The 22,183-nt window shown below is 46.5% G+C and carries 22 protein-coding genes; 8 read left to right on the top strand and 14 right to left on the bottom strand.

Annotation, left to right across the window (positions count from 1 at the left end; translation table 11 throughout):
- Positions 1 to 148: 148 nt before the first annotated feature.
- Complete coding sequence (locus CRG97_RS11940) at positions 149 to 892, top strand: phytanoyl-CoA dioxygenase family protein (protein ID WP_098743151.1); 744 nt, start codon at positions 149 to 151, stop codon at positions 890 to 892.
- 67 nt (positions 893 to 959) lie between these two features.
- Here the strand turns inward: CRG97_RS11940 and CRG97_RS11935 are convergent, their stop codons facing one another.
- The 4 genes from CRG97_RS11935 to CRG97_RS11920 all read right to left on the bottom strand — a co-directional run bounded on the left by CRG97_RS11935 (position 960) and on the right by CRG97_RS11920 (position 6,025).
- On the bottom strand, positions 960 to 1,145 hold the full coding sequence (locus tag CRG97_RS11935) for a hypothetical protein (protein WP_098743150.1): 186 nt from the start codon (positions 1,143 to 1,145) through the stop codon (positions 960 to 962).
- A 356-nt stretch (positions 1,146 to 1,501) separates the two neighbouring features.
- Entirely contained in the window at positions 1,502 to 2,608 is a 1,107-nt protein-coding gene (locus CRG97_RS11930) for an alpha/beta hydrolase (protein WP_098743149.1), read from the bottom strand.
- 116 nt (positions 2,609 to 2,724) lie between these two features.
- Positions 2,725 to 3,483: an SDR family NAD(P)-dependent oxidoreductase gene (locus CRG97_RS11925; RefSeq protein WP_098743148.1), complete on the bottom strand. Its 759-nt coding sequence runs from the start codon at positions 3,481 to 3,483 to the stop codon at positions 2,725 to 2,727.
- 247 nt (positions 3,484 to 3,730) lie between these two features.
- On the bottom strand, positions 3,731 to 6,025 hold the full coding sequence (locus CRG97_RS11920) for a beta-glucosidase (RefSeq protein WP_098743147.1): 2,295 nt from the start codon (positions 6,023 to 6,025) through the stop codon (positions 3,731 to 3,733).
- Positions 6,026 to 6,237: 212 nt separating this feature from the next.
- On the opposite strand from CRG97_RS11920, the gene CRG97_RS11915 reads away from it, so the two are divergent.
- Positions 6,238 to 7,377: a helix-turn-helix domain-containing protein gene (locus CRG97_RS11915; RefSeq protein WP_153047487.1), complete on the top strand. Its 1,140-nt coding sequence runs from the start codon at positions 6,238 to 6,240 to the stop codon at positions 7,375 to 7,377.
- A gap of 357 nt (positions 7,378 to 7,734) precedes the next feature.
- Here CRG97_RS11915 and CRG97_RS11910 read toward each other — a convergent pair whose 3' ends face one another.
- From CRG97_RS11910 to CRG97_RS11895, 4 genes are all read right to left on the bottom strand, one after another.
- Positions 7,735 to 8,394, bottom strand: coding sequence for an anti-sigma factor (locus CRG97_RS11910; protein WP_237566364.1), 660 nt, complete (start codon positions 8,392 to 8,394; stop codon positions 7,735 to 7,737).
- Positions 8,395 to 8,453: 59 nt separating this feature from the next.
- Positions 8,454 to 8,999: an RNA polymerase sigma factor gene (locus tag CRG97_RS11905; RefSeq protein WP_098743144.1), complete on the bottom strand. Its 546-nt coding sequence runs from the start codon at positions 8,997 to 8,999 to the stop codon at positions 8,454 to 8,456.
- An 86-nt stretch (positions 9,000 to 9,085) separates the two neighbouring features.
- The gene (locus CRG97_RS11900) at positions 9,086 to 9,574 is read right to left on the bottom strand and encodes a hypothetical protein (RefSeq protein WP_098743143.1); all 489 of its coding nucleotides are present in this window, start codon (positions 9,572 to 9,574) and stop codon (positions 9,086 to 9,088) included.
- Positions 9,575 to 9,612: 38 nt separating this feature from the next.
- The gene (locus CRG97_RS11895; protein WP_098743142.1) at positions 9,613 to 10,416 is read right to left on the bottom strand and encodes an extracellular solute-binding protein; all 804 of its coding nucleotides are present in this window, start codon (positions 10,414 to 10,416) and stop codon (positions 9,613 to 9,615) included.
- A gap of 387 nt (positions 10,417 to 10,803) precedes the next feature.
- Between CRG97_RS11895 and CRG97_RS11885 the strand changes: the two genes are divergently transcribed.
- Positions 10,804 to 11,424, top strand: a complete 621-nt coding sequence (locus tag CRG97_RS11885; protein WP_098743140.1) for a DUF1796 family putative cysteine peptidase — start codon at positions 10,804 to 10,806, stop codon at positions 11,422 to 11,424.
- 186 nt (positions 11,425 to 11,610) lie between these two features.
- Positions 11,611 to 12,423, top strand: coding sequence for a hypothetical protein (locus CRG97_RS11880; protein ID WP_098743139.1), 813 nt, complete (start codon positions 11,611 to 11,613; stop codon positions 12,421 to 12,423).
- A gap of 88 nt (positions 12,424 to 12,511) precedes the next feature.
- On the opposite strand, the gene CRG97_RS11875 is transcribed toward CRG97_RS11880, so the two are convergent.
- Both CRG97_RS11875 and CRG97_RS11870 read right to left on the bottom strand, forming a co-directional pair.
- On the bottom strand, positions 12,512 to 13,102 hold the full coding sequence (locus tag CRG97_RS11875; RefSeq protein WP_098743138.1) for a hypothetical protein: 591 nt from the start codon (positions 13,100 to 13,102) through the stop codon (positions 12,512 to 12,514).
- Positions 13,103 to 13,275: 173 nt separating this feature from the next.
- The gene (locus CRG97_RS11870) at positions 13,276 to 14,112 is read right to left on the bottom strand and encodes a helix-turn-helix transcriptional regulator (protein WP_098743137.1); all 837 of its coding nucleotides are present in this window, start codon (positions 14,110 to 14,112) and stop codon (positions 13,276 to 13,278) included.
- Positions 14,113 to 14,234: 122 nt separating this feature from the next.
- Here CRG97_RS11870 and CRG97_RS11865 point away from each other — a divergent pair, with 122 nt between their 5' ends.
- Both CRG97_RS11865 and CRG97_RS11860 read left to right on the top strand, forming a co-directional pair.
- Positions 14,235 to 15,230: a Gfo/Idh/MocA family protein gene (locus CRG97_RS11865; RefSeq protein WP_098743136.1), complete on the top strand. Its 996-nt coding sequence runs from the start codon at positions 14,235 to 14,237 to the stop codon at positions 15,228 to 15,230.
- A 23-nt stretch (positions 15,231 to 15,253) separates the two neighbouring features.
- Positions 15,254 to 16,201, top strand: coding sequence for an aldo/keto reductase (locus CRG97_RS11860; protein WP_098743135.1), 948 nt, complete (start codon positions 15,254 to 15,256; stop codon positions 16,199 to 16,201).
- A 149-nt stretch (positions 16,202 to 16,350) separates the two neighbouring features.
- On the opposite strand, the gene CRG97_RS11855 is transcribed toward CRG97_RS11860, so the two are convergent.
- From CRG97_RS11855 to CRG97_RS11840, 4 genes are all read right to left on the bottom strand, one after another.
- Complete coding sequence (locus CRG97_RS11855) at positions 16,351 to 16,893, bottom strand: DUF6022 family protein (RefSeq protein ID WP_098743134.1); 543 nt, start codon at positions 16,891 to 16,893, stop codon at positions 16,351 to 16,353.
- A gap of 121 nt (positions 16,894 to 17,014) precedes the next feature.
- Positions 17,015 to 17,605, bottom strand: coding sequence for a TetR/AcrR family transcriptional regulator (locus CRG97_RS11850; RefSeq protein ID WP_098743133.1), 591 nt, complete (start codon positions 17,603 to 17,605; stop codon positions 17,015 to 17,017).
- A 25-nt stretch (positions 17,606 to 17,630) separates the two neighbouring features.
- On the bottom strand, positions 17,631 to 18,086 hold the full coding sequence (locus tag CRG97_RS11845; protein ID WP_098743132.1) for a VOC family protein: 456 nt from the start codon (positions 18,084 to 18,086) through the stop codon (positions 17,631 to 17,633).
- A gap of 128 nt (positions 18,087 to 18,214) precedes the next feature.
- Positions 18,215 to 18,535, bottom strand: coding sequence for a hypothetical protein (locus tag CRG97_RS11840; RefSeq protein WP_098743131.1), 321 nt, complete (start codon positions 18,533 to 18,535; stop codon positions 18,215 to 18,217).
- A gap of 133 nt (positions 18,536 to 18,668) precedes the next feature.
- On the opposite strand from CRG97_RS11840, the gene CRG97_RS11835 reads away from it, so the two are divergent.
- Both CRG97_RS11835 and CRG97_RS11830 read left to right on the top strand, forming a co-directional pair.
- Positions 18,669 to 18,950 carry a GNAT family N-acetyltransferase gene (locus CRG97_RS11835; RefSeq protein WP_098743130.1) on the top strand — a complete coding sequence of 94 codons (282 nt, stop codon included), beginning with the start codon at positions 18,669 to 18,671 and terminating at the stop codon, positions 18,948 to 18,950.
- Positions 18,951 to 19,158: 208 nt separating this feature from the next.
- Complete coding sequence (locus tag CRG97_RS11830) at positions 19,159 to 22,173, top strand: PAS domain-containing hybrid sensor histidine kinase/response regulator (protein WP_098743129.1); 3,015 nt, start codon at positions 19,159 to 19,161, stop codon at positions 22,171 to 22,173.
- Positions 22,174 to 22,183: the final 10 nt, after the last annotated feature.

The raw sequence follows: 22,183 nt of genomic DNA, 5'->3' as shown, positions 1-22,183 counted from the left end.
CTAAGCACCTCCATCCCCAGTTTATGATAATAAATAGGGCGTATCAATACCAGATACAAACTTGCAACTTACAGTCATTGTTGAACTACCGAGTATAAGTTATGTTGAATCATAAGCAGAATCCTATTTTAATAAAGGGGAGTTTGAAATGGAATTAGTAAAATCGCCGCTGCTGAAACCACTCAGTGAGGAACAAATCGATTTCTTCAGAGAAAACGGGTACATCTTGCTCAAGAAATGCTGCTCCGGAGATTTAATTGACGCCTTTAACGGACACATTTATGATATTCGCAACCAATCACCCATGCTGGATTGGGCGAGGTGCGAGGAGAGCAAAAAATTTTCCGTACGGCTATTCAATCCGCATAAGCACGACAGTTTCTCCCGCCAATTGATGAAACTGCCGGTCATTCGCGGTGCGCTGGCCCAATTAATGGGCAGAGAGGCCGTATGTGTCCAAAGCATGTATTTCTATAAAGAACCGGGGTCTCCCGGTCAAGCATCGCATCAGGATTATTACTATATCAAGAACGATCCCATGACGATGATCGCAGCATGGACCGCCATGGAGGACTCGGTCGACGAGGAGAATGGATGCTTATGGGTGATGCCAGGGACCCACAAGCTGGGCTTGCTGCCACACGGTGCGGTCAAAAACTTGGAAGAGCATGAATCCTGGACAGAGGAAACGGAGGGCGTGGATACAACTCGTCAAATTCCGGTGATCATGGAAAAAGGGGACATTCTCTTCTTCAGCGAACTGCTGATCCATTCCTCGAACAAAAACCGAAGCAAGGACCGCTGGCGACGATCCTATGTTTGCCATTATATCCGAGAGGATTCCAATGTACTTCACCGAGAGGATCTTCGTCAGAAATATTCGCTTTACTAATAGGATAATGAAACGTTAGGGTGATGATCACTCCGCATCGCTTGAAGATCAAGTCCAATTCGCTGCTTCATTTCAGCCGCTCCTCATCAACGCGCTCAGCGCGAATTCTGGGCGTATGCGGCAAATTAACGCATTCCCCATCCATCGTCGGACAATTTCCTAGCTCGGCTCCCGATTCATCATCAAGAATGAATCTCCAGTCCTTGTTATAATTCAATGTGATTCTACCAAGATTGGAAAATTGCATTGTCATTTGCTTCCCCTCTTGAACCATATTTTATAGTTTTGCAACATGTAAAACTACTTCCTTCATCAACGATTTCTGTATTCAAAAAAAGATGACAATTCGATTTCCTTGTATTGAACCAGGAGAAATCGAATTGTCGTCTTTTACTAAATAGCATAGGATTGCTAGCAAGCAATTGTTATTAATCCAATGGTGCTGGATGCAGCAGGCAGGGATGCGTCGCCGATCGTGATATTTGCTACCATGATGGTCGTCCCCAGGAATAATAAAATAACTTTAAATGAATTTCCCCATATAAAAACCTCTAAAACCAAAGGTCTTAGAGGCTAAAGTCACTATACTAAAACAAACAAAATTTTAAATTATGCAAACAATCGCTTGATCTCTTTTGCAATTTCATTCATTAAATCTTCCGCTTGCGGGTACAGTCCAATTTTATCTATAAAAGCATGATCTGTACCATTGTACTGAATAAGTTTCGTAGGAACGCCACAGCGTGCAAGCTTCGCTGCATAAGCTTCACATTCTACTGCTAAATAATCATACTGAGCAATTGCAATCAGCGTCTCCGGCATGCCGTTTAACTTATCCGATAAAAGAGGAGAAACATGAGGATCTGTGATTTCCACCTTATTTTGCAGATAAAGCTGGAATATTGAGCTACCATTTTCACTGAGCGCTGTAAGCATTGGAGTGATTAGCTCAGCGTGGTTACGAATTTCATAGTGGTCAAGGCTCCAATTGAAATCCTCGGTTTGGACACCGGACATGTTCACTGTTGGATAAATAAGCGCCTGAAACTTAATCATCCCTGTTCCCTTCTCGCGATCCATTAGCGCACACACCGTAGACAAATTACCACCTGCACTGTCTCCAGATACGGCAATTTGCTCTCTATTCACACGAATTTGATCAGCATGCTCATAAACCCATGTTATGGCATCGAAACAATCTGTCAGCCCTGTTGGGAACGGATGCTCTGGAGCTAAGCGGTAATCAACGGAAACAACAACGGCACCAGCCTTTTCCGCCAATGCTTTACACGGATTTTCTACGACATCAACACTTCCGGCTATGAACCCCCCGCCGTGAATGAAGACAACCGCTGGCAGAACCCCTTCACTAGAAGGAGTATAGATTCGCAGAGGAATCGGTCCATTCGTTCCCTCAATTGTTATATGTGTGGTTTCAACTTTGCTTTTCGTCACATCCTCATTGTTCCAGCCAAACATCGCCCGCATTGCCTGTACCAAAGCCGTCGTATCCGAAGTATCGAATGGCTGGTCTGCCACTGCAGCCATTTTTTCTGCCGTTTGTAACGTCACTTGGAGAACTCGAGGATCCAACTCACCAATCGCATCCGAATCAGGGATCGGTTTAGCGATAAAATCGAAGCCTTTCTTTTTTACAGCAGGGATCTCCTCGCTCAGTTTTGATACCAGATTTTCGTAGGAAGATGTAATGTTCATCATTTTCGTCTCCTTTTGGATTATTTAAGCAAAATCCTATGGTTGAATATCGAATTGATTCTACACAAGACGAATGCCGCAGAATCGACCACATAAAATAGAAAGCAACTACAATATTACAGCGTCAAACCACCGTCTACGACAATGATTGAACCTGTCATATAGCTGGATTTGTTGGAAGCCAAGAAAACCACCATCTCTGCTATTTCTGAGGGATCAGCAAACCGATTCATTCGCATGTTCGGGATCTCCTCCGGTACATAGCCAGTCTCCTGCATCATCAAAGGAACGGCTTGCGTCAATGTCGTATCGACGCCACCTGGACAAATCGCATTGATGCGTATACCTTTTTTCACGTATTCCAAAGCCGCCGCCTTCGTCAATCCTATCACAGCATGTTTGCTCGCGGAGTATGCTGCTAGGCTATGTTCGGGGCGAATGCCCGCCGTAGAGGCGGTATTGATGATCGAACCGTATCCTTGTTTCTCCATAACTTTGAGAACATGCTTCAAGCCGAGAAAGACACCCTTCACGTTGACGTCCATGATACGGTCGTATTCGGCTTCGTTGATGTCCGACAGCATCGAAAACTTTTGCAGAATGCCGGCGTTGTTGGAAAATGCGTCAATGCGTCCGTATGTTTCGACGGCGAGATGAACATACCGTTCGACGTCTTCGTTCTTCGATACGTCGGCTTGCACGAAGATGCCTTCGCCACCATGTTCTTGTATTAGTGCAAGCGTCTCTTCCCCGGTTGTTTGATTGAAATCGACCGCAACGACTTTCGCTCCGTTCTGCGCCAGCTTTATACAACTTGCGCGTCCGATTCCGCTGCCGGCTCCAGTAACTACTACGATTGGGTTTTCATTTTGCATTTTTTCATACCTCCGCTTCACATCATTAATAAATTGCTACCAACATGTCCAGCATGTTTTCTCATCGATCCACTTGTAAAGGAAGCAGGACGTTAAGATGCAGGGAGCATATCCTTGCCATCATCGTATCCTGCAAACGAAGCTTGAATCCCCCTTGTGAACTTGAAAGAATGATAGTTCATATTATTCCATTCAATCGTTTTCTTCTATAGTATAATTCTTAGAAAAATTGTATATAGCAAAGTTGTTATTGATGATTCAATCGGTGAATAATCTCGTTCAGCATTTCTTCCGTGAACATCCCCTGACTCATCATCGACAGCGTGCGTAGCGGCATATAATTCATCATCTCAGCGAACATTTCACCCGTGCCTTCCCCCAGGCTTTCCGAGGCTTCAAGGCCCTCCAACATAGTTCCCATGCCCTCTTGCATCTTCTGAAGCAATCCTTGCACGATTGGCGCTCTTTGCGGATCGTTTAACAGGTCGATAATCAATGTGTTTCGGTCGACTTTGAATTTCAAAGTGACTGTCGACTCGACATGTAACTTATCACTCAAAACGATATCTTCACACGAGCGTCCAATTAAAATTTCAAAATCACCGGACTCCACATGCCAATCCTTAAGATCTACGTTGTAGTAAGCGAAGGAGCGCTTATCCAGCGTCATCGTAACGGTCTTCTTCTCTCCCGGCTGAAGCTCTACTTTAGCAAAGCCCTTCAATTCTTTGACGGGGCGGATAAGCGTACTCTGCACATCGCGGACATAGAGTTGAGCAATTTCTTTGCCGGCACGTGATCCCGTATTTTGTATCGTTACCTGTACGTTTACGGATTCCGTATCATTGATTGCTTTGTGATCGATGACAAGATTCGAATATTCAAATGTGGTGTAGCTCAGACCGTGTCCGAACGGGAACAGCGGCTTCACTTCTTTGGCATCATAATAGCGGTAACCGACAAAAATGCCTTCGCGGTATTCGGCTCGATTGCCTTCGCCCGGGAAGAACAGGAACGATGGGTTGTCGCTTTTCTTCATCGGGAATGTCTCGGCAAGCTTACCGCTCGGATTCACTTCGCCGAACAATAAATCAGCGATCGCGCCTCCTGATGCCTGACCGCCCAAATAAGCTTCAAGAATCGATTTCACTTGGCCGACCCAAGGCATTTCAATCGGAGAACCGTTCATGAGTACGATGACCACGTTGCTCTGCACAGCGGCGATCGCTTCGATCAGCTGATTCTGGTTCGAAGGCATATTTAGATGCTTGCGGTCATAGCCTTCGGATTCATAACGATCGGGAAGACCTGCAAAAATGACTGCCGCATCCGCTTCTCCGGCTGCTTGTTTCGCTTCCTCTATCAAAGTGGCGTCCAGTTCGTCTCTGTCCAAATGGAAGCCTTGCGCGTACACAACCGAGGCAGAACCGCCCGCAAGCTTTTTGATTTCATCCATCGGTACGTCGATCTGGGTCGGATTGATATGCGAGCTGCCTCCGCCTTGGTATCTCGGTTTTTGCGCGAATGGACCGATGACCGCCAACTTCTTGCCTTTTGCTAGCGGGAGCAGGTTCTCTTCGTTCTTCAGCAGCACCATCGTTTCGCCGGCAACGGTGCGCGCCAGACGATGATGCTCGTCCCGATCGTACGTGGCGTTTGGTTTTTTGTTGTCCACGCTCATGAAAATGATGCGCAAAATCCGTTCAACAGCACGATTAAGCGTCCCTTCGGACAACTTGCCGCTCTGGACCGCCTCCACGATTTTACGGTCGCCCACGCCGCCGCTTGAAGGCATCTCCAGCTCTTGCCCGGCAGCCAGCCCGTCTACCCGGTCATTGTTGGCGCCCCAATCGGTCACGACAAATCCTTCATGCCCCCATTCTTCCTTCAACATATCGGTAAGCAAGAACTTGTTCTCGGAAGCAAACGTTCCGTTAACTTTGTTGTAAGCACTCATGACCGTCCATGGCTGGGCATTTCTCACCGGACCTTCGAAGCTCGCCAAATAGATTTCCCTCAGCGTGCGTTCATCAACAACGGCATTAACGCCCATGCGTCGATGCTCCTGGTTGTTAACCGCGAAATGCTTCAGAGATGTGCCAACTCCTTGGCTTTGCACACCTTGAATATGGCTGGTCGCCATTTCGGAAGAAAGGTAAGGGTCCTCCGAGAAATATTCGAAGTTGCGCCCGCATAGCGGAGAGCGCTTGATATTGGCGCCTGGTCCAAGCAGGACAGCAACGTTTTCCGCTTGGCACTCTTCACCCAGTGCTACACCCACCTTGCCGATCAGCTCCCGGTCCCACGAACTGGCCATGCTGGCTGCCGACGGGAAACAAACTGCGGATACGCTTTTGAATACGCCCAAATGGTCGGTGTCTCCCTGCTGCTTGCGCAGTCCGTGCGGGCCGTCGGTGACCATAATGCTAGGAACGCCAAGGCGCTCCACGCCTTTTAACAGCCAAAAATCTAAACCGGAGCACATGCCAGCTTTTTCTTCCAATGTCATCTCAGCAATTAGAGCTTGAATATCACGTTTCATAAGATATAACCTCCTTGAATGCAAAAAATCTGTACAGCTCCATTATTTCATGCAATCGCTTTCATTTATGGTATAATACTTAGAAAAATTGTACGCAAGAGGGGGATTCCATAGTGGTCAATGTTCCCAATCAACCTGATGTAGCCTATTCATGTAAGTTGCTATATGAAAGCATCCAGCTTCCGATCTTTTATACCGAGGATGGACATGCCGTGGAAACGATTTGGGGGAGCGGAGATCAGCATAGGCCTTTTTATATGGAATTCGAAAAGCTATTCCGTCCATTTATAGAGAAAGAGATGGAACACCCGGTGATTCTAACAGCGAATTCCTGGGAAGAGTTTATCATAGTGCCTGTTAAACGTAGTGGAGAGCGACATGGATTCGTTGTAATCGGTCCTTCAATCCAGCAAGTACCTACGGATGAGCATATCCATGGCCTTATGAATGATAATCAAATGTCCTATCGCGATCTGCCGCACTGGAAAGCATATTGGGACAGCCTTCCCGTCATGAGCCGTCTTCGTCTGCTTCATATCAGCGTACTTGCGCATTGGATGATCAATCAAGAGGCTTTGGAGATTACGGATGTGCTGCAATATAGTTATCAATATGTGCTGCCCACCATGTTTCAGAATAATATAGAAATTGAAATTCTAACCAAACGGGAATTATCGGTGTCTAATCACAGCTCGAAAATTGAGAAACGGTTGCTAGAATTGATTCGAACCGGCAATACAGGTGAATTAATGAAACAGTGGATCGCCTTTCCTAACGAGGGCGTGGGGATCTTATCTAAGCGGAGCCAACTCCGCAATATGAAAAATTTAGCCATTTGCTGTGTTGCGATTGCGATGAGGGCTGCTGTAGATGGAGGAATATATGAAGAACTGGCCTTTACTCTCAGTGATCTGCATATTCAGCAAATCGAGGAACTGAATGATATCAAGGCAGTTGAGGCCGCGTTAGTACGTGCATTATTGGACTTTACGGAACGGGTTGAACAGAGCCGGAAAGAAAGTATGTCCAAACCGATCAGAATTTGCTGCGAGTACATTTTCAACCGTTTATATCAAGAAATTACATTCGACAAGCTTGCGGAGTTGACTGGACTGAACAGCAACTACTTGATGAATTTATTCAAAGAACAGACAGGCATGACGCTGATGAATTATATACAGAAACAGCGGATTGAAGAGGCCAAGAAACTGCTTAATATGACCAATGACAAGATTTCTTCTATCGGATTGCGGTTGAACTTTTATGATCAATCTCATTTTATTAAAGTTTTCAAGAAGTATACGGGCATGACGCCGAAGAAGTACCGATCCACATTGAAAACGGAAGGTTAATAAAACGGAATAGAGACATCCTTCGGGAAAACCTTTAAACACTCAGAATCCCATGTGTGTAAAGGCTTTTTCTTTATGATCCTAGGGACGAATAAAATCAGATGGGCTGTCCCAAAAGGTCCAAAGACCCTAAGGATACCCTCTTTTTGAAACAGAATAGTCGGATGGCTAATAAAATTAATGAAAAACTTGATCAGGCAGAGGAATTGGCAAAGAACGGCTTGCAGATACGCAACAAAAAATACCAAAATTATGAATTGATCAGGGTTCTTAGTTGAAGTTATGGAATAATGAGATCAATCTACCGTACAAAAAGGACAGATAGAACAAAATATATCTGTCCTTTTCTGTTACCATCTATGACCCGGCTATTTTTCCTCCCCTTGGCTGGCTGCTGTTGGCGTTCGGTTCTAAGGTGATGCCGATTTGATCAAAAGTCTGCCCTTCGGCGAGCTGGTAAGTCAGTATTCCGGATCCGTTTTCGTCTGGCTTGAATATGCCACCATTTTCCCTCGTGCCATTTTTCAGCAGCCAAACCTGGTAAACCTGTGAACCTTCGACGCCGGGCAATTCGTGAACCTGCACCACCAAATTTTTCTCTGATCCCTGCTGGACAATATAGGCGATGCCGTTTGTTTCTGATTGACTTTGATTGGCTGCTTTTAAGGGGATGGCCGTTAAAATTTCAATGGGTATATTTTCGGCATGGCGATTTTTTTCCTGTACTTCCACTATTCCAAGGCCAATAATCGCGAGCAACAAGACGGCGACGATACTGGCTGAAACAGGAGTGAACTGGCTTTTGAGCATCATGGCAATCTTGCTCATCTTAGCCATGAATGTTTCCGTACCGCTTTTTCTTTTGTGATCAAAAACAAACCCCAGCACCTCGCCTTTTAGCGATTCAGGCACCTCGATTTCGGTATAATCAAACGGCAAAGCATGCCAGGCCTGTGACAATTCCTGATATTCTTTCTTACAATCCGTACAATTCTTTAAATGTTCAACAAAGGCCATGTGTTCGCTCTCCTTGAGCTCATTTGCTATATATGGAATTAAATGATCACAATCTCTTCTCACTTTATATCCTCCAGTTCCAGATGCTTCCTCAATCCTTTAAGAGCCTGGTGAAGCCTGCTTTTAATCGTGCCGAGCGGCTCTTGTTCCAGCTTGGCGATCTCTGAAAGAGAATACCCTTTCCAATAAAGCAAATCGATTAATTTTCTTTGCGCCGTCGGCAATTTGTTTTTCGCCATCGCAATATTATTCGTATTTACTCGTTGCTCGATTTCATTGGCAGGGTCGGCGATCTCTTCATGATCCTCTTGATGGTGTTGTGTATGCCTTTTCTCTTTGCGGAGGTAGTCAATGCAAATATTTCGTGTAATCGTGAGGAGCCAATTGACAAAGCTGCCTTGAGCGGGATCATAATGGCTGTTTGTTGTCCATAGCCTCAAAAAGACCAACTGAATAATCTCTTTCGTCTTATCCTCATTCCCATTGCAAAACTTCATAACGAAGCTGTAAACAAGCTTTATATATCGATCATAAAGCTCCTCTAATGCGTGACGGTGTTTTTCGTTTACCAATCTCATTAATTCCGCATCGTGTTTTTCTTTCATATGGCACTCCCTGCTATTGGATAAAAATATATCTATTTTAAAAATAAGGATGGGAACGACCGCGACTGATCGTTCCCTGGGCAGGCTTATTCAAATTCTGTTTCGCTGTTTACGACAAACCATACATCTTTTACTCCTTGTCCGTTTACATCCCCTTCTTGCTGGTCTTTTGCAAAATAATAGAGAGGAAAACCTTTGTACGTGACCTGCTTCTCCCCGTTGTCTTCTCTTGTGATCGTATCGAAATCCTTTTTGTCAAAACCTTCCGGGACGGCGAAATCCTCCTGGGTAAATGCCGGCCAGTTTGCTAGGCAGTCTCCGCTGCAATTGCTTTTTCCTGCTTCGTCCTTTTTAAAGTAATACAGGGCCCTTCCTTGTGGATCCGCCAGGTACTCTCCAGCTGTCTCATTCTCCAAAAGCTGGAGGCTGTCAGCCGGGGCTTGTTCCGATTTCGTTTGTTCCGTTTGGGCTTGATTGGGTTGATCCGTCTCTGCTTTTTCCTCAGTGCTTTTTCCGCAGGCAGCCAAAGCAAAAATAATCGATAGTATCGCGAGGGTGAAAATTCCTTTTTTCATGTATATTCCTCCCAGTTTTTTAGATTCAAGGCGCGTCCTTACTTCCAGCCCCATTTTTGAAAGATTTGGTGAGTTTCTTTCGTTCTTAAATAATCAATAAATTGCTGTGCCTCTTTTTTCTGATCGGTGATTTTTGTCAGGGCGATCGGCGTTCCACGATAGAGCTTTTCTTCTTCGGGCAGTTCGACCAGGTCGGTCACATCCTGGAGCCGGTAATGCCACGATTCATAGGTAATCCAGGCGTCCAGGCCGGAATTCGATTTCCATTGTTCAATGGCTTCGGCACTCGACTTTACAGAAAGGTTAATATTTTGGGAAATGCCTTCGATCAGCCCTTTTCTGCCTGCCAGGTCTTCCCACAGGCCAAGCTGGCCAGCCCCATTCACATCGATTATTTTCACTCCTTTTTTCGTTAAATCCTCCAGGCTTTCAATCTTCTTAGGATTTCCTTTCCTCACCAATATTCCTGCAGCACGCGGGTAAAGCTCCGTTCGTGATTTAGTGTCGATCATTTCGGGGTGGTTGAAGATGAAGTCCTGCAGCATATACTCGGAGCCACCGAAAATAATATCTGCATCTTGCTTTGCCTGGCCGATCCAATTGCCCTCTGGTCCGGCTGTTACTTCCACCTCGATTCCCGTTTCAGCTGAAAAATGCTTAGCAGCTTCCTTGATCGGTCCAAGTGGTCCGCCTGGTCCATACACTCGGATGACATGATCAGTTTGGCTTGAATTTGGTGTCGACTGGGACGCCGGCTTACGGTCCATTTCTGCATAGGCTGACATTCCGGCAGCCGTAATGACAAAGAGCAGTAGAGCTGATAGGAACACGGTCTTCTTCATGATTCTTCCTCCATTTCATAAATGATTTTTACCGGTACTATTAAAAGGAAACGAAGGGAGGCTCTAAACGGTTTGATTATAATTGAAATATAGTTAGAAAGTTTCATAAATCTATTGGGGGTCGCGTCAGGAAAATGCGGATTTACAACGTTAAGGAAATCTCTTAATTCCCGAAAATATGAATATATGAAAAACGAAGCGCTATCCATATTCGTGCTTTGTTTTTCATGTGCGGCACCCTCCTCACAAAGTATCACTCCCTTCTACCGTTAGCCTTAAACGGTGGCTATCATCTGCTCTCCCACATCTTTCCTTGGTCACTACTCCATACCAACTCTATCAATTTGCATATGATATCTAATGATAGATTCAAGGAGGTTTGGTAGCATGACAACCCCTATGGAGTTTGGTGCCATTTTCAGTCTGAGTCACAACTGTCAGGTTGCCGCCCAGCTAAGAAGAAACAAGCTGCGTCATGCAGCAGGTCCGTGGGACTGGTTCAACTTCGCTTCGACCCGTGAATTTTGCAAAGTCATTAAACATCAAATCAGCGATTTCATGCTCCGGGATAACCTGGACATATATGGTAAATCCGTGAACTGTTATTATGTACGCGACAAACGGTCCTCCTGTTTATCCTTCCATGATTTCAAGAACAACCCGGAAGAGCAGCCGCTATATGACTACCCCGCTTTTCGCGAACGGCTGGATCGAAGAATCGAGCGCTTTAACCGCTGTTTGAATTCTGAAAAAAAGACGCTGCTCGTGCGGATCATCCCGCATAAAAAAGATGCTGAGACGATTGATCAGGTTATTCGCGAAACTTACTCCAATCCGAACGTAACCCTGTTATTTGTTATGCTTAGCAGCAGTCCGGGTATTGTTACGCTTCCTTCTTTCTCGGATCAGGTGCTCATCAAGCAAATACCGAAAGGGCCCACATGGGAGGGAGATTTGGAGGCTTGGAAGACCATTCTTGGAGGATTTTCGCTCATTTCAGGGGAATAAGCGTTTGACAAAACCAAAATTTACCTGTAAAATTTACAAAAAGTGAATCGGAGCTCTTACGAAGGAAGCACCCGTAAGTCTGGCGTTGAATGCGCCTTTCTAACGGGTGCTTTTTGTCGTGGATCCGGCCATCCTGTCATGATGCGACTGCCGCTCATGATGATTATTCGTTAAGGAGCGATGTTTATGTTTAGAAGATTACTGACCTCATCCCTTGTTATGGCACTATTTCTCACTTTAATCCCCATGCCTTTCGCGAATGCAGCTGCGATCGAGTTCACCGATGCGGTCCAAGCCCAATTGAATGCTACGGCGGACCGGGCCGGTGGAACCGTACGTACCAAACTCATCAATCAGTACGATAATTTTAAATCGGAACGAAAGCAAGCGATGGATTGGGATGATCGAATCTCTTCCCTTCGTTATGCCAATGAAGCCAAAGCTTCGGAAACCCGCAAAAGAATCAGTGACATCGATAAGGACAAAATCCGCAAGCTGGAGGATCAGCTCCAAGCAGCCAAAACCAAGTACCAGCCGCTGTTTAATACCTATACCGCTCTCAATAAGCAAATCGCCGTTGCTAAGAAACTCAAAGACAAAACGCTCTCCAAGATGCTGCAGTCACAGGCCGGTGGCATGAAGATCCTGGTTACCCTTGGACGTGAGGATATCCGAAGTAAGCAGGCGGCACTTACGGCAGCCAAGAAAGAGAAAACTTCCAAAGCGGCTAAGGTCCGCTCTATCCTGTCCGAGATTGAATCCTACAAAAGCAAGATCAAGGGCGATAAAAGTGCAATCTCTACGCCGAATAAACTGATGACAACCGAGTGGAAAAATTTCAAAGCCGCAGTAAAGGCGAATGAATCGGCCAGAACCAGCGATACCCTTTCCAGGCTGCTGACGCTCTCCGGTCAGATCCTGACGAAAAAGAAAAGCATTTACAGTCACGAACAAAAAATCGAGTCTATCATTGCACGCGCAAATGCGCAATTAAAATAACGATTTCAAGAATCCCACCGTACAAAAATAACTTCTGCCGAGGGCAGAAGTTATGGTTCGATATGCAATAAATCAACTCAATAGTAACTCAACTTGAAGCCGTTTGTAACGGGTATTGGAATCCAGCCAACCTGGATTGGTCAAGCAATGGATAGTCATATAACATGCCTTCATAAATAACTTCGAATGCCGGATGCTGAAAGAAATCATTCGGAGTTACTGCGGAGGAAGGGCGATTCCATAGATGGATTCTGCTTTGCTTCATCGCTTCCGCTACGAATTGTGAACAGAAGTAGGATCTTTCTCTCATAATATCAAGTCCCATCAGCACGCCAAACATACCGATGAGATTGTACCCGTACGCATCCTCTTCATCCTTATAATTTTGAATCACGCTTCTTGCCGCCTCAAATTGCTCTCTAGTGACCTCGAGTCGGAGCAGAGCGCAGCGCGTACCTGGAAAGTGACGGAAGGTTCCTTCGTATACATCTTCCTCAACAAATCCCCCAACCCAGGGATTGTTGGCGCATTTGCGGCCAAAGCTGAACACTTCATTCAAGTTCTCGTCCAGCGCCAGCGAAGCATGATTATAGGGCGCGGCAGTAATTCGTTTAATCAGCCTGGTAAACATCGTACCCGTATCGGTCAGTAGAACATATATATTTTGGTTATCGGACATTTGGCTTTCCCCCACATACATTGATTACATATTTCATTGAATCCGGATTTCGTCAAATCCTTCGTTAATTCCATTGTAGTAGAGGCAAGCCGTTTCCAAAACCGACTATAGGTGTGAATAGGACCTGGACCTAAGTCGAGTTCTCACCTGACCTGGCGACGTGATATCCATAACTATACCCCAAATAAGCGACGATAGGAAGATGGCGTCATACCTTCATGCTCCATAAATCGCTTGTTAAAGTAACTGACGCTCGGATAGCCCGCTTCCACTGCAATTTGTCCGATGGTTTTTTCTTTATGGTCGAGCAGCCACTGCTTTGCCATCTGAAGACGGCAGCGCGTCACAAAATCCATCGGGGTCATCTCCATGACATTGCGGAATAATTTGCAGAAATAGTAGGTGGTGACGCCAAGTCTGTCCGCCCACTCTTCCAAAATAAACGGTTGTGCCGCTTCCTGCTGCATGATCGGCAGCAGTTCAAGAATCCGGTTGGCCGAGTTGTTCGATTTATTGTCCGATAATGCGGACGCCTGCTCCACGAATACGGCTAACAAGGAATACGTTAGCGTGGACAGCTGCGCTGGCTTGAGCATCCGGTGGGTCTCCGCCTCACATAACAGCGCTTCGTGCGCTTCCTCAAAGGCTGACGGCTGCCGAATGCTCCACAGCTGGCTTTTATGAAATCCACGTTCGATGAAATAGTTCTGCAGACCGCTGCCATAAAAGTGGAACCACCGCACATCCCACGGATCGTCCTCGCTGGTGTAATAACGCTGAGCCTGCATAGGAAAATATAGCACGGCTTCACCTGGGCCAAGCGTATGAACTACATTTTCGATTTCAACATACCCTTTACCGGAAGCCACATAATGAATATTGAAATTGTTCAGAGACCCGGCTGCCCGCGTAACGGTATGGTCCAGTTCATCCCGGTATATTCCTACTGATTCGGGCAGGCAGAAGAATGGCATTTGCGGAAGGGTTAACAGATGACTTTGTCGTTTCATCATAATACTCCTCAAATGACAATATTGTTGTATTGAACTACAAAATAATATTATATCAATTTTAATTCTTGTCTTTTATAATCGCAATATAATCTTAATAAGTTGTATAGGAGCTGATGAACATGACTCAAAAACTTCGTTGGGGAATCCTTGGCTGCGCCAGCATTGCCAAACGCTCGGTCATACCTGGTTTACAGCAATCCCGTCTCAATGATGTCGTTGCCATTGCGAGCCGCGATCAGGCAAAGGCAGCGGAAACGGCAAAGGAACTGAATATTCCAACTGCATACGGCAGTTACGAGTCCTTGCTCGAGGATTCTTCGATAGATGCTATCTATATTCCGCTCCCTAACCATCTACATAAAGAATGGAGCATCCGTGCGGCGGAAGCCGGTAAACACATTCTATGCGAAAAACCGCTTGCGTTGACGGAAGCAGAAGCAGCTGAAATGGTTGAAGCAGCAGCTAAAGCTGGGGTAGTGCTGGCCGAAGCCTTTATGTATCGCTATCACCCGCGGTATGACTTGATGAAGGAAATGATCGACGCCGGTGCCATCGGGGACATTCGGGGCATACGCAGCGCGTTTACCTTCAACAGCTCCGCCAATCACGGGAATGTCCGTTTCCGCAAGGATTGGGGCGGCGGCTCGATTTATGATGTCGGCTGTTATCCAATCAATGCCGCGCGCATCCTGCTGGATAAAGAGCCGGAAGCTGTTACCGTTCAAGCCTTCTTCTCCCCTGAGCATGACCATGTCGACATGATGGCATCCGGATTAGTCGAATTTGGAGGCAATGTAGCCCTGACATTTGATTGCGGAATGTGGGCGGCTTATCGCAACCCTCTTGAAATTGTGGGTACGGATGGCCTGATTGAAGTCCCTTACGCCTATAGCCTGCCTGAGGACGGAGCGAACTTCTTCTTAACGACCGGCGAAGGACGTAAAGAAATCGAGGTTCCTCGTGCAAACGCATACAGCGAACAAGGCGACCACATGGCTGAAGCTATTTTGAACAACAAGCCTCTCCGCTACTCCGCAGAGGACGCCATTCACAACATGAAAGTCATTGACGCCTGCCTGCAATCTGCCCATGAACGGAAGCGAATTGTATTGTAAATACACCCAAGGAGGATATGAATATGAAATATATATCAATCAAGGGATTAAACAAACCCGTCTCTGCGCTAATGAAAGGAACAGACTATTTCTATCATGATTCGTATGAGAAAGCAGCCGCGAATATGGATGCATACCTGGCTATTGGCGGCAATTCCGTTGATACCGCCCACATCTACTGTGGAGGTCAAAGCGAAGAAGTCATCGGCAGATACATGCTGGAAAGAGGAAACCGGGATCAGATCGTCATACTGACCAAGGGTGCCCATCATGACCAGAACGGCCCGCGCGTCAATAAAAAAGACATCAAGAGTGACATCACAATGAGCTTTGAAAGACTGCAAACGAATTTCATCGATCTGTACGCGCTTCACCGTGACGACCCTGAGGTTCCGGCAGGTGAAGTTATCGAGGCTCTGAACGAATACATTGCCGATGGCAGCGTTGGCGCCATTGGGGTATCCAACTGGACATGGGAGCGCATCCGGGATGCCAATGCCTATGCCGAGGCGAATGGATTGGTCGGTTTCTCCTTTAGCAGCCCGAATCTCAGTCTGGCCAAACCAAACGAGCCGTTCTGGAAAGGCTGCGTGTCTGCCGATGCAGAGACAATTGCGTGGCATGAATCCGAGCAGTTCCCGCTGCTCTCCTGGTCTTCCCAAGCGAGAGGATTCTTCACCGGCCGATTCACGCCTGAAATTCGGGATAATGCGGATCTTGTGCGGGTGTTCTACAGCGATGAGAACTGGGAGCGATTAGAGCGTGCAAAGCAGCTGGCGGCATCTAAACATGTGACAGCCATTCAGATTGCGCTAGCTTACGTGCTGAACCAGCCCTTCCCGACCTGTGCGTTGATCGGTGCGCAATCAGCCGAAGAATTAAAATCCTGTGATGAGGGTTCAACCATCCAGCTGACAAGGGAAGAATTAGACTGGTTAGACCTAACGGTTGATCAGCTGTCTTCAATCTAAATGTTAAAAGCGCCTTGTCCCAGGATATTTCCATCCTGCTCAAGGCGCTTTTTTATAGGCTAATGAACCATCAGAAATCTTATACTAGGATGAAGACATCTCCTTGATGGGCAGAAAAATCCGCGCTGCATCCGCTGCATCGTTATTTCCTACTCCTGCAAACTCCGAAGATATGCTTCATATTCAACCGTAAATTCGAGTGCTTCCTTAAAATTCGGCGACTTGAGCGAAAGAGCTGCGACGACTTCCTCTTTTTCTGTCTCCTGCAAAGCTATGATGCGAGGCTGCCTGGGGACGCGAAACTGTGTATGATCGTGATATACGACGGTGACGATGGTGCCTAGTCGCTCCTGCTCTGGCGAATAAACCGTGCTCCACATCCAGCGCTGTTGGTCCGTCCCTTCCTGGCTTCCCCATTCTCTTGAGATGTCAAACTCACCGGGGAATTTCGGTTCAGGTCGTATTCCTAATTCCTTTAATTGTCTATGAATGGGCAAGAATAAAAGGTTCAAAAACGTCCCATACGCTGCATCTCCACCCTCGTTGTATGCCCTCATCAGTTTTTCCTGATTTACGGTAAGTACGGTTTGCCAGTTATGTTCAATGTACTCGGAAATATAGCTTCCGATGGCTTCGATTGGATGATCTTGATGCTCTTCCAAAAATTCCTTCAACGGTTTCATTGGTTTCATGGTTAACCCCTTTCCCATTTCATGGATTTATTGCTGTACCTCTCCAGCTTACAACATTCGTGCAAATTGTAAGGTTTGTTGGAAATCCGGTCCATAGTAGGGGTAAACCTTATCATATACTTTAGTCTCTTACTCGAAACCCTTGTAACATGCCGGCAATCACATCCATCGTTTCCTCGATGCCTTTATTGGTTGCAGGCATTTGAGCGACCCAAAGCGAGCATTCATTTAATGCTCCAGACAAGGCATGGGTCATCGCATCAACAGGGATTTTCTTCATCATTCCCTGCTCCTGCATCAAAGTTAACTGCTCCCGCAAATGACTCATCGAATGCAACTCGTCCATCTCGCGCCAAGCCTCCCAACCTACAACACTAGGACCGTCAATGAGCATAATCCGCTTATTCTGCGGCTCTACCACGGCAGCAATGAAAGCCCGGCAGCCAAACAGGAGCTGCTCCCAGGGATCCTCGGAGCTACCCGCTTCCGTTTCGACGCGCTGTGCAATTTCCGATTGTGCTAATTCAAGCACGGCCAGGAACAAACCTAGTTTATTCTTAAAGTGATGATACAGAGCGCCGCGGGTAACGTTAGCTTCGTCGGCAATTTCCTCTAGTGCCGCATTGGCATAGCCTTTTTCCGTAAAATGTGTTCTGGCTACCTTCAGCAGCAGCTGTATTGTCTCGTGGGTTTCGCTTTTGCTTCTTCTCATAATTAGCGTTGTTCTCCCCTATGCATCATTCTCTGGAGTCAACTTCGTTAGGTGACCACACTTCTTCATTATACTGCTCCAGAAAGGTCTGGGAAGGCTGAATGACCTTGATCATGTCAATCAGTACCCCATTCGGGTCACTGGTAATAAAATGCCGCTGACCAAATTCCTCGTCCCGCATCTCCTGATGAAGCTGCAGCTTTTCGTGGATGATCAGCCTTTGGTACTCGGCATCCACATCCTCCACCTCAAAATTAAGAATCAATCCCTGTGCAGGTTTCTGAAAAGCGGACGGTACCGTGGGATGGTCTTTGGACAAAATGGCCATTTCATAAGCGCCTTGTTCCTGGTCTCCCTTCTTCAGGCTTACATACCAATCCGCTTCAAAAACAATCTCAAATCCAAACAACCGTGTGTAAAACTCTGCGCTTTCGGCGATCTTCTCTGTCATGATCACAGGATAAAATCCTTGCAGCTTCATATGGAAAACCTCTCCTCTATTTGGGATGAATCCAATTTAACATACATACAGTATGTACGTAAATGTAATTTTAAAAAATTTTCACAAAAAAAAAGAACCTGCAGACCAGACTGCAGGTTCTTCGTTTGCTACCACAACAAGCTGACAGCCAAAAGATTAAACAATGCTAGCGGCAATATTACATTAGGATTAGGCCCGTATGGCGCAAAGGGCGGATATCCGGGAAAGAATCCTCTGTTGCCTTGTTCTACAAGAATGTACACATTTTTTGCGTCTACGTTTATGACGACGCCTTCGATGGCTTCATCATCCATCGTATGCACTCTTACCTTGCGATTCACCACATTTTTCATAGCAGCATGGGCGCTTTCTCTATGCTTCTTCATGGAATGTACCAGATGGTGATCGCATTGAAACAGCATTTGCGGTTGCGATGAATAATTGTTCATGATGCTCCTCCTTCGTTCTCTTCTATCCGCATTGTATGCAAATGTCCCGTCAAGGGTGTTCGCCTATGTGAAATCCGTTTAATGCATCGTAGATACGGGTATAGTACAACCAGATGAAGGAGGGTTAAACACCATGGACAAACAAAATATACAGTCAAAACCGGGCAGCTTTTTCATGAAAGATGACGGAAAAACGGTAGCCGAAATCACCTACTCGCCTCAGGGTAACGGAGTGATCAGTATCGATCACACCTATATCTCACCCAGCCTGCGCGGGCAAGGAATCGCCGACGAACTCGTTCGAAAAGTAATAGGGTACGCTCGGGAAGAAGATTTGAAAATCATCCCCGCTTGCTCGTATGCCGGGCATTATTTTGACAAAAACGTCGATGATCGTGTCCTGCTGCACAAATAAAAAAACGAGGATAAAACAACATCGGTAATCGGATGCACTCGTACGGTTACACTCGCTCGCCAGCCATAAGAATGCTCCTCTTATCGGTTGGCTTTTACGCGCCTTAATTCCAAGTTCAAATTATACTTAGGTATTTACGATTGCGATAGAGTGATCTTATCCTCTATGTTCGAATGGTATAGCTTAAGTTAGGGAGGCAACTATAATCATGAGGCAAACAGCGGAACATTGGGTCTGGGAACAAATGTTTGATAAATTGCCTATTGGGGCAATCCTGATTTCTGCGATTGACGAGCCTGTGGCGATGGTTAATGATCGTTTTTGCGAACTTACCGAGACGAAACGTTCAGACCTGCTTCAGCTCAAACCTTCCGAAATCCAAGTTCTATCCAACCTACCGATTCAACAAACATTGCAATCATTAACATATAACCAAACGACCACGCTCAAAAGAGACTCTTATTTTATCCGCCGTGACGGAAATCAAGTCCATGTCTCAGTGACTATTTCCCTGTTGAAACATCCTGCCCCTGGAGAGACTCCATGGATATTATGCTGTATTGAACCCCGAACCATACAGGAGGAATTATCTTTGCCGCGGACCATTAAGAATGATGAGCTGCTTGCACTCATCTCCAAAAGCGGACAAGATCTTATATCCATCAGCAACGCTGACGGCATCATCGAGTACATCTCACCTCCTGTGACCGAAATACTCGGATACACCCAAGAGGAAATGACGGGCCAATGCCGGATCGATTACTATCATCAAGTCGATTCCGAGCAAATGAAAGAACCGGGCAAACTATTTTCAGAGGAAAATAGCTTCGTTCGACGCATTCGCCATAAGGACGGGCATTATTTATGGTTCGAAACGTATTTCCAGCTGATTCGGGGGGCTCAGGGTGAGATTAACAAGGTTCTGGCCATTGGACGAAATATTACCAAACGCAAAACGGATGAGGATACGCTGGCCCATGCGCAGCGGATTGCCAAGATCGGTTCCTGGCGTTGGGACCTGATCACGCATACGCTAACCTACAGTGATGAGATGAGGCGAATTTACGGATATCAGATCAGTGCCACCGAGCCAAACCATAACACGCTGCTGTCATTGGTCGTTCCGGAGGACCGCGAGCGGTTGGAGGCGGCGGTGAACAGAGCCATTCAAGGGAAGGCGAATGAAATCATCTACCGGATCCAGCTTCAGGACAAGAAAATCCGAACCATTCGAGCTCAATGGGAAGTCTCCGTTACGAATGGAGGCAGACCCATGGAGATGGTTGGCATGGCCCAGGATATCACCGAGCAGGTGCTGATTGAACAGCAGTCGCTGGAGAATGAGAACAAGTACAAGCTCATTACCGAAAATTCACTTGATTTTATATCGAGTAGCACCATAGACTGTTCAACGTTTCTATATTGTTCACCTTCCTGTTATTCACTGCTTGGATATCGTCCGGATGAGATGGTTGGCACCAGTATATTCGATTATGTGTACGCTGAGGATGTCATACCGCTTCAGGCGTATTTTAAGAATTGCCTGGACCGCCAAATGCTCACACCGATCACCTTCCGTTATATACATAAGGATGGCAGGCACATCTGGTTTGAAGTCAATTGCAAGTACATTAGCACGCAGGACGGCCAAAAGAACGAAATCATTTCGATTGCCCGCGACATTTCCGAACGAAAGCTGATGGAATTTAAGTTAAAGGAAAGCGAACAGCGATATCGTTCTCTATTTGAATATAATCCGTCGGCTGTATACTCCATGAATTTGGAAGGCGACTACTTAACGGCCAACCAGAATTTGCAGGACCTGACGGGATATACGCTGGACGAGCTGATCGGGATGTATTTCGGACCGATTGTAGCGGAAAAAGACATGGCTCGCACGTTGTTTCATTTTAACCAGGCAACAGAAGGCATACCTCAAAGCTATGATCTGACGATTATTCATAAGGATGGACATCCCATCGATATCAATACGATCAACATTCCGATTTTCGTGGATGACGAAGTGGTCGGCGTCTACGGCATTACCCGGGATATCACCGAGCGCATGCGAACCATGGAGGAGATCAAGAAGCTTAGCCGGGAGCTCACTCTTTTGCTGAATACGGTATCCGAAGGCATTATCGGACTGGACATTCACGGACATGTCGCATTTATCAATCCGGCAGGCGCAGCGATGCTGGATTATGCACCAGCCACCACCATCGGAAGACCTTGCGACCAGATTATCAAAGAAATTCGCCATGACGGCACTTTTTATCGGGGGGATGATTCCCCACTTGTTCGGGCCGTCAAACAAGGCGTACCGCTGTCCAGAGCTGAGATCGTGCTTTGGCGAGGCGACGGAACCAGCTTTCTGGCAGATTATCAGGTCAATCCAATCTGGGATCAAGGAGAGCGCAAAGGCGCTGTCATGGTATTCCGCGATATCACCGATGAGAAAGAAATCATTCGGGCGAAGGAGAATGCCGAACGGGCAGATCAAGCGAAAACGGAGTTTCTGACCATGATGAGCCATGAACTCCGCACGCCGATGAACGGCATCATCGGGATGATTGAGCTGTTAAGAACGACCGAGCTTGACGAGGACCAACAGAATTATACCAATATTCTGATGGAGAGCAGCAGCTCGCTGCTGCACATCCTAAACGAGATCCTTGATTTCAGCAAAATCGAAACCGGCAATATGACACTCGTTCATGAACCGATCGATTTACGTTCCTTGCTTGAAGTCGTTGTTGATTTATTCTCGGCTAAAGCCAAAGAAAAAGGGTTATCGTTATCCTGCAGCATCAACAGCTCCACGGTACCCGATGTGATCATCGGTGATGCCCTGCGGCTGCGGCAAGTGCTTGTTAATCTCATCAGCAATGCCATCAAATTCACACATGAGGGCAGCATCATGATGAGTGTCGAGGGCCTGCGCAGGACGGGCACCCAGGAATTCACGCTTGCTTTTCAAGTAAGGGATACGGGAATTGGCATCCCTGCTGAACAGCAGCATCAGCTATTCACCTCTTTCTCGCAGCTTCACCCCTCCTTGAATCGCAAATATGGCGGTACGGGACTGGGGCTGGCAATCAGTAAAAAACTCGTCGAGCTGATGGGAGGGGTCATCGGTGTCGAGAGTCGTGAACATGTCGGTTCCTCCTTCTACTTTACGATCCCGACCCATACGCTGCAGGACGATATCACGGACAAATAAACTTCAGAGT

Origin of the sequence: Paenibacillus sp. EZ-K15, from assembly GCF_002573715.1 — a bacterium.
Classification (GTDB): domain Bacteria; phylum Bacillota; class Bacilli; order Paenibacillales; family Paenibacillaceae; genus Paenibacillus_AQ.
This window is presented reverse-complemented; position numbering and strand designations above follow the sequence as displayed.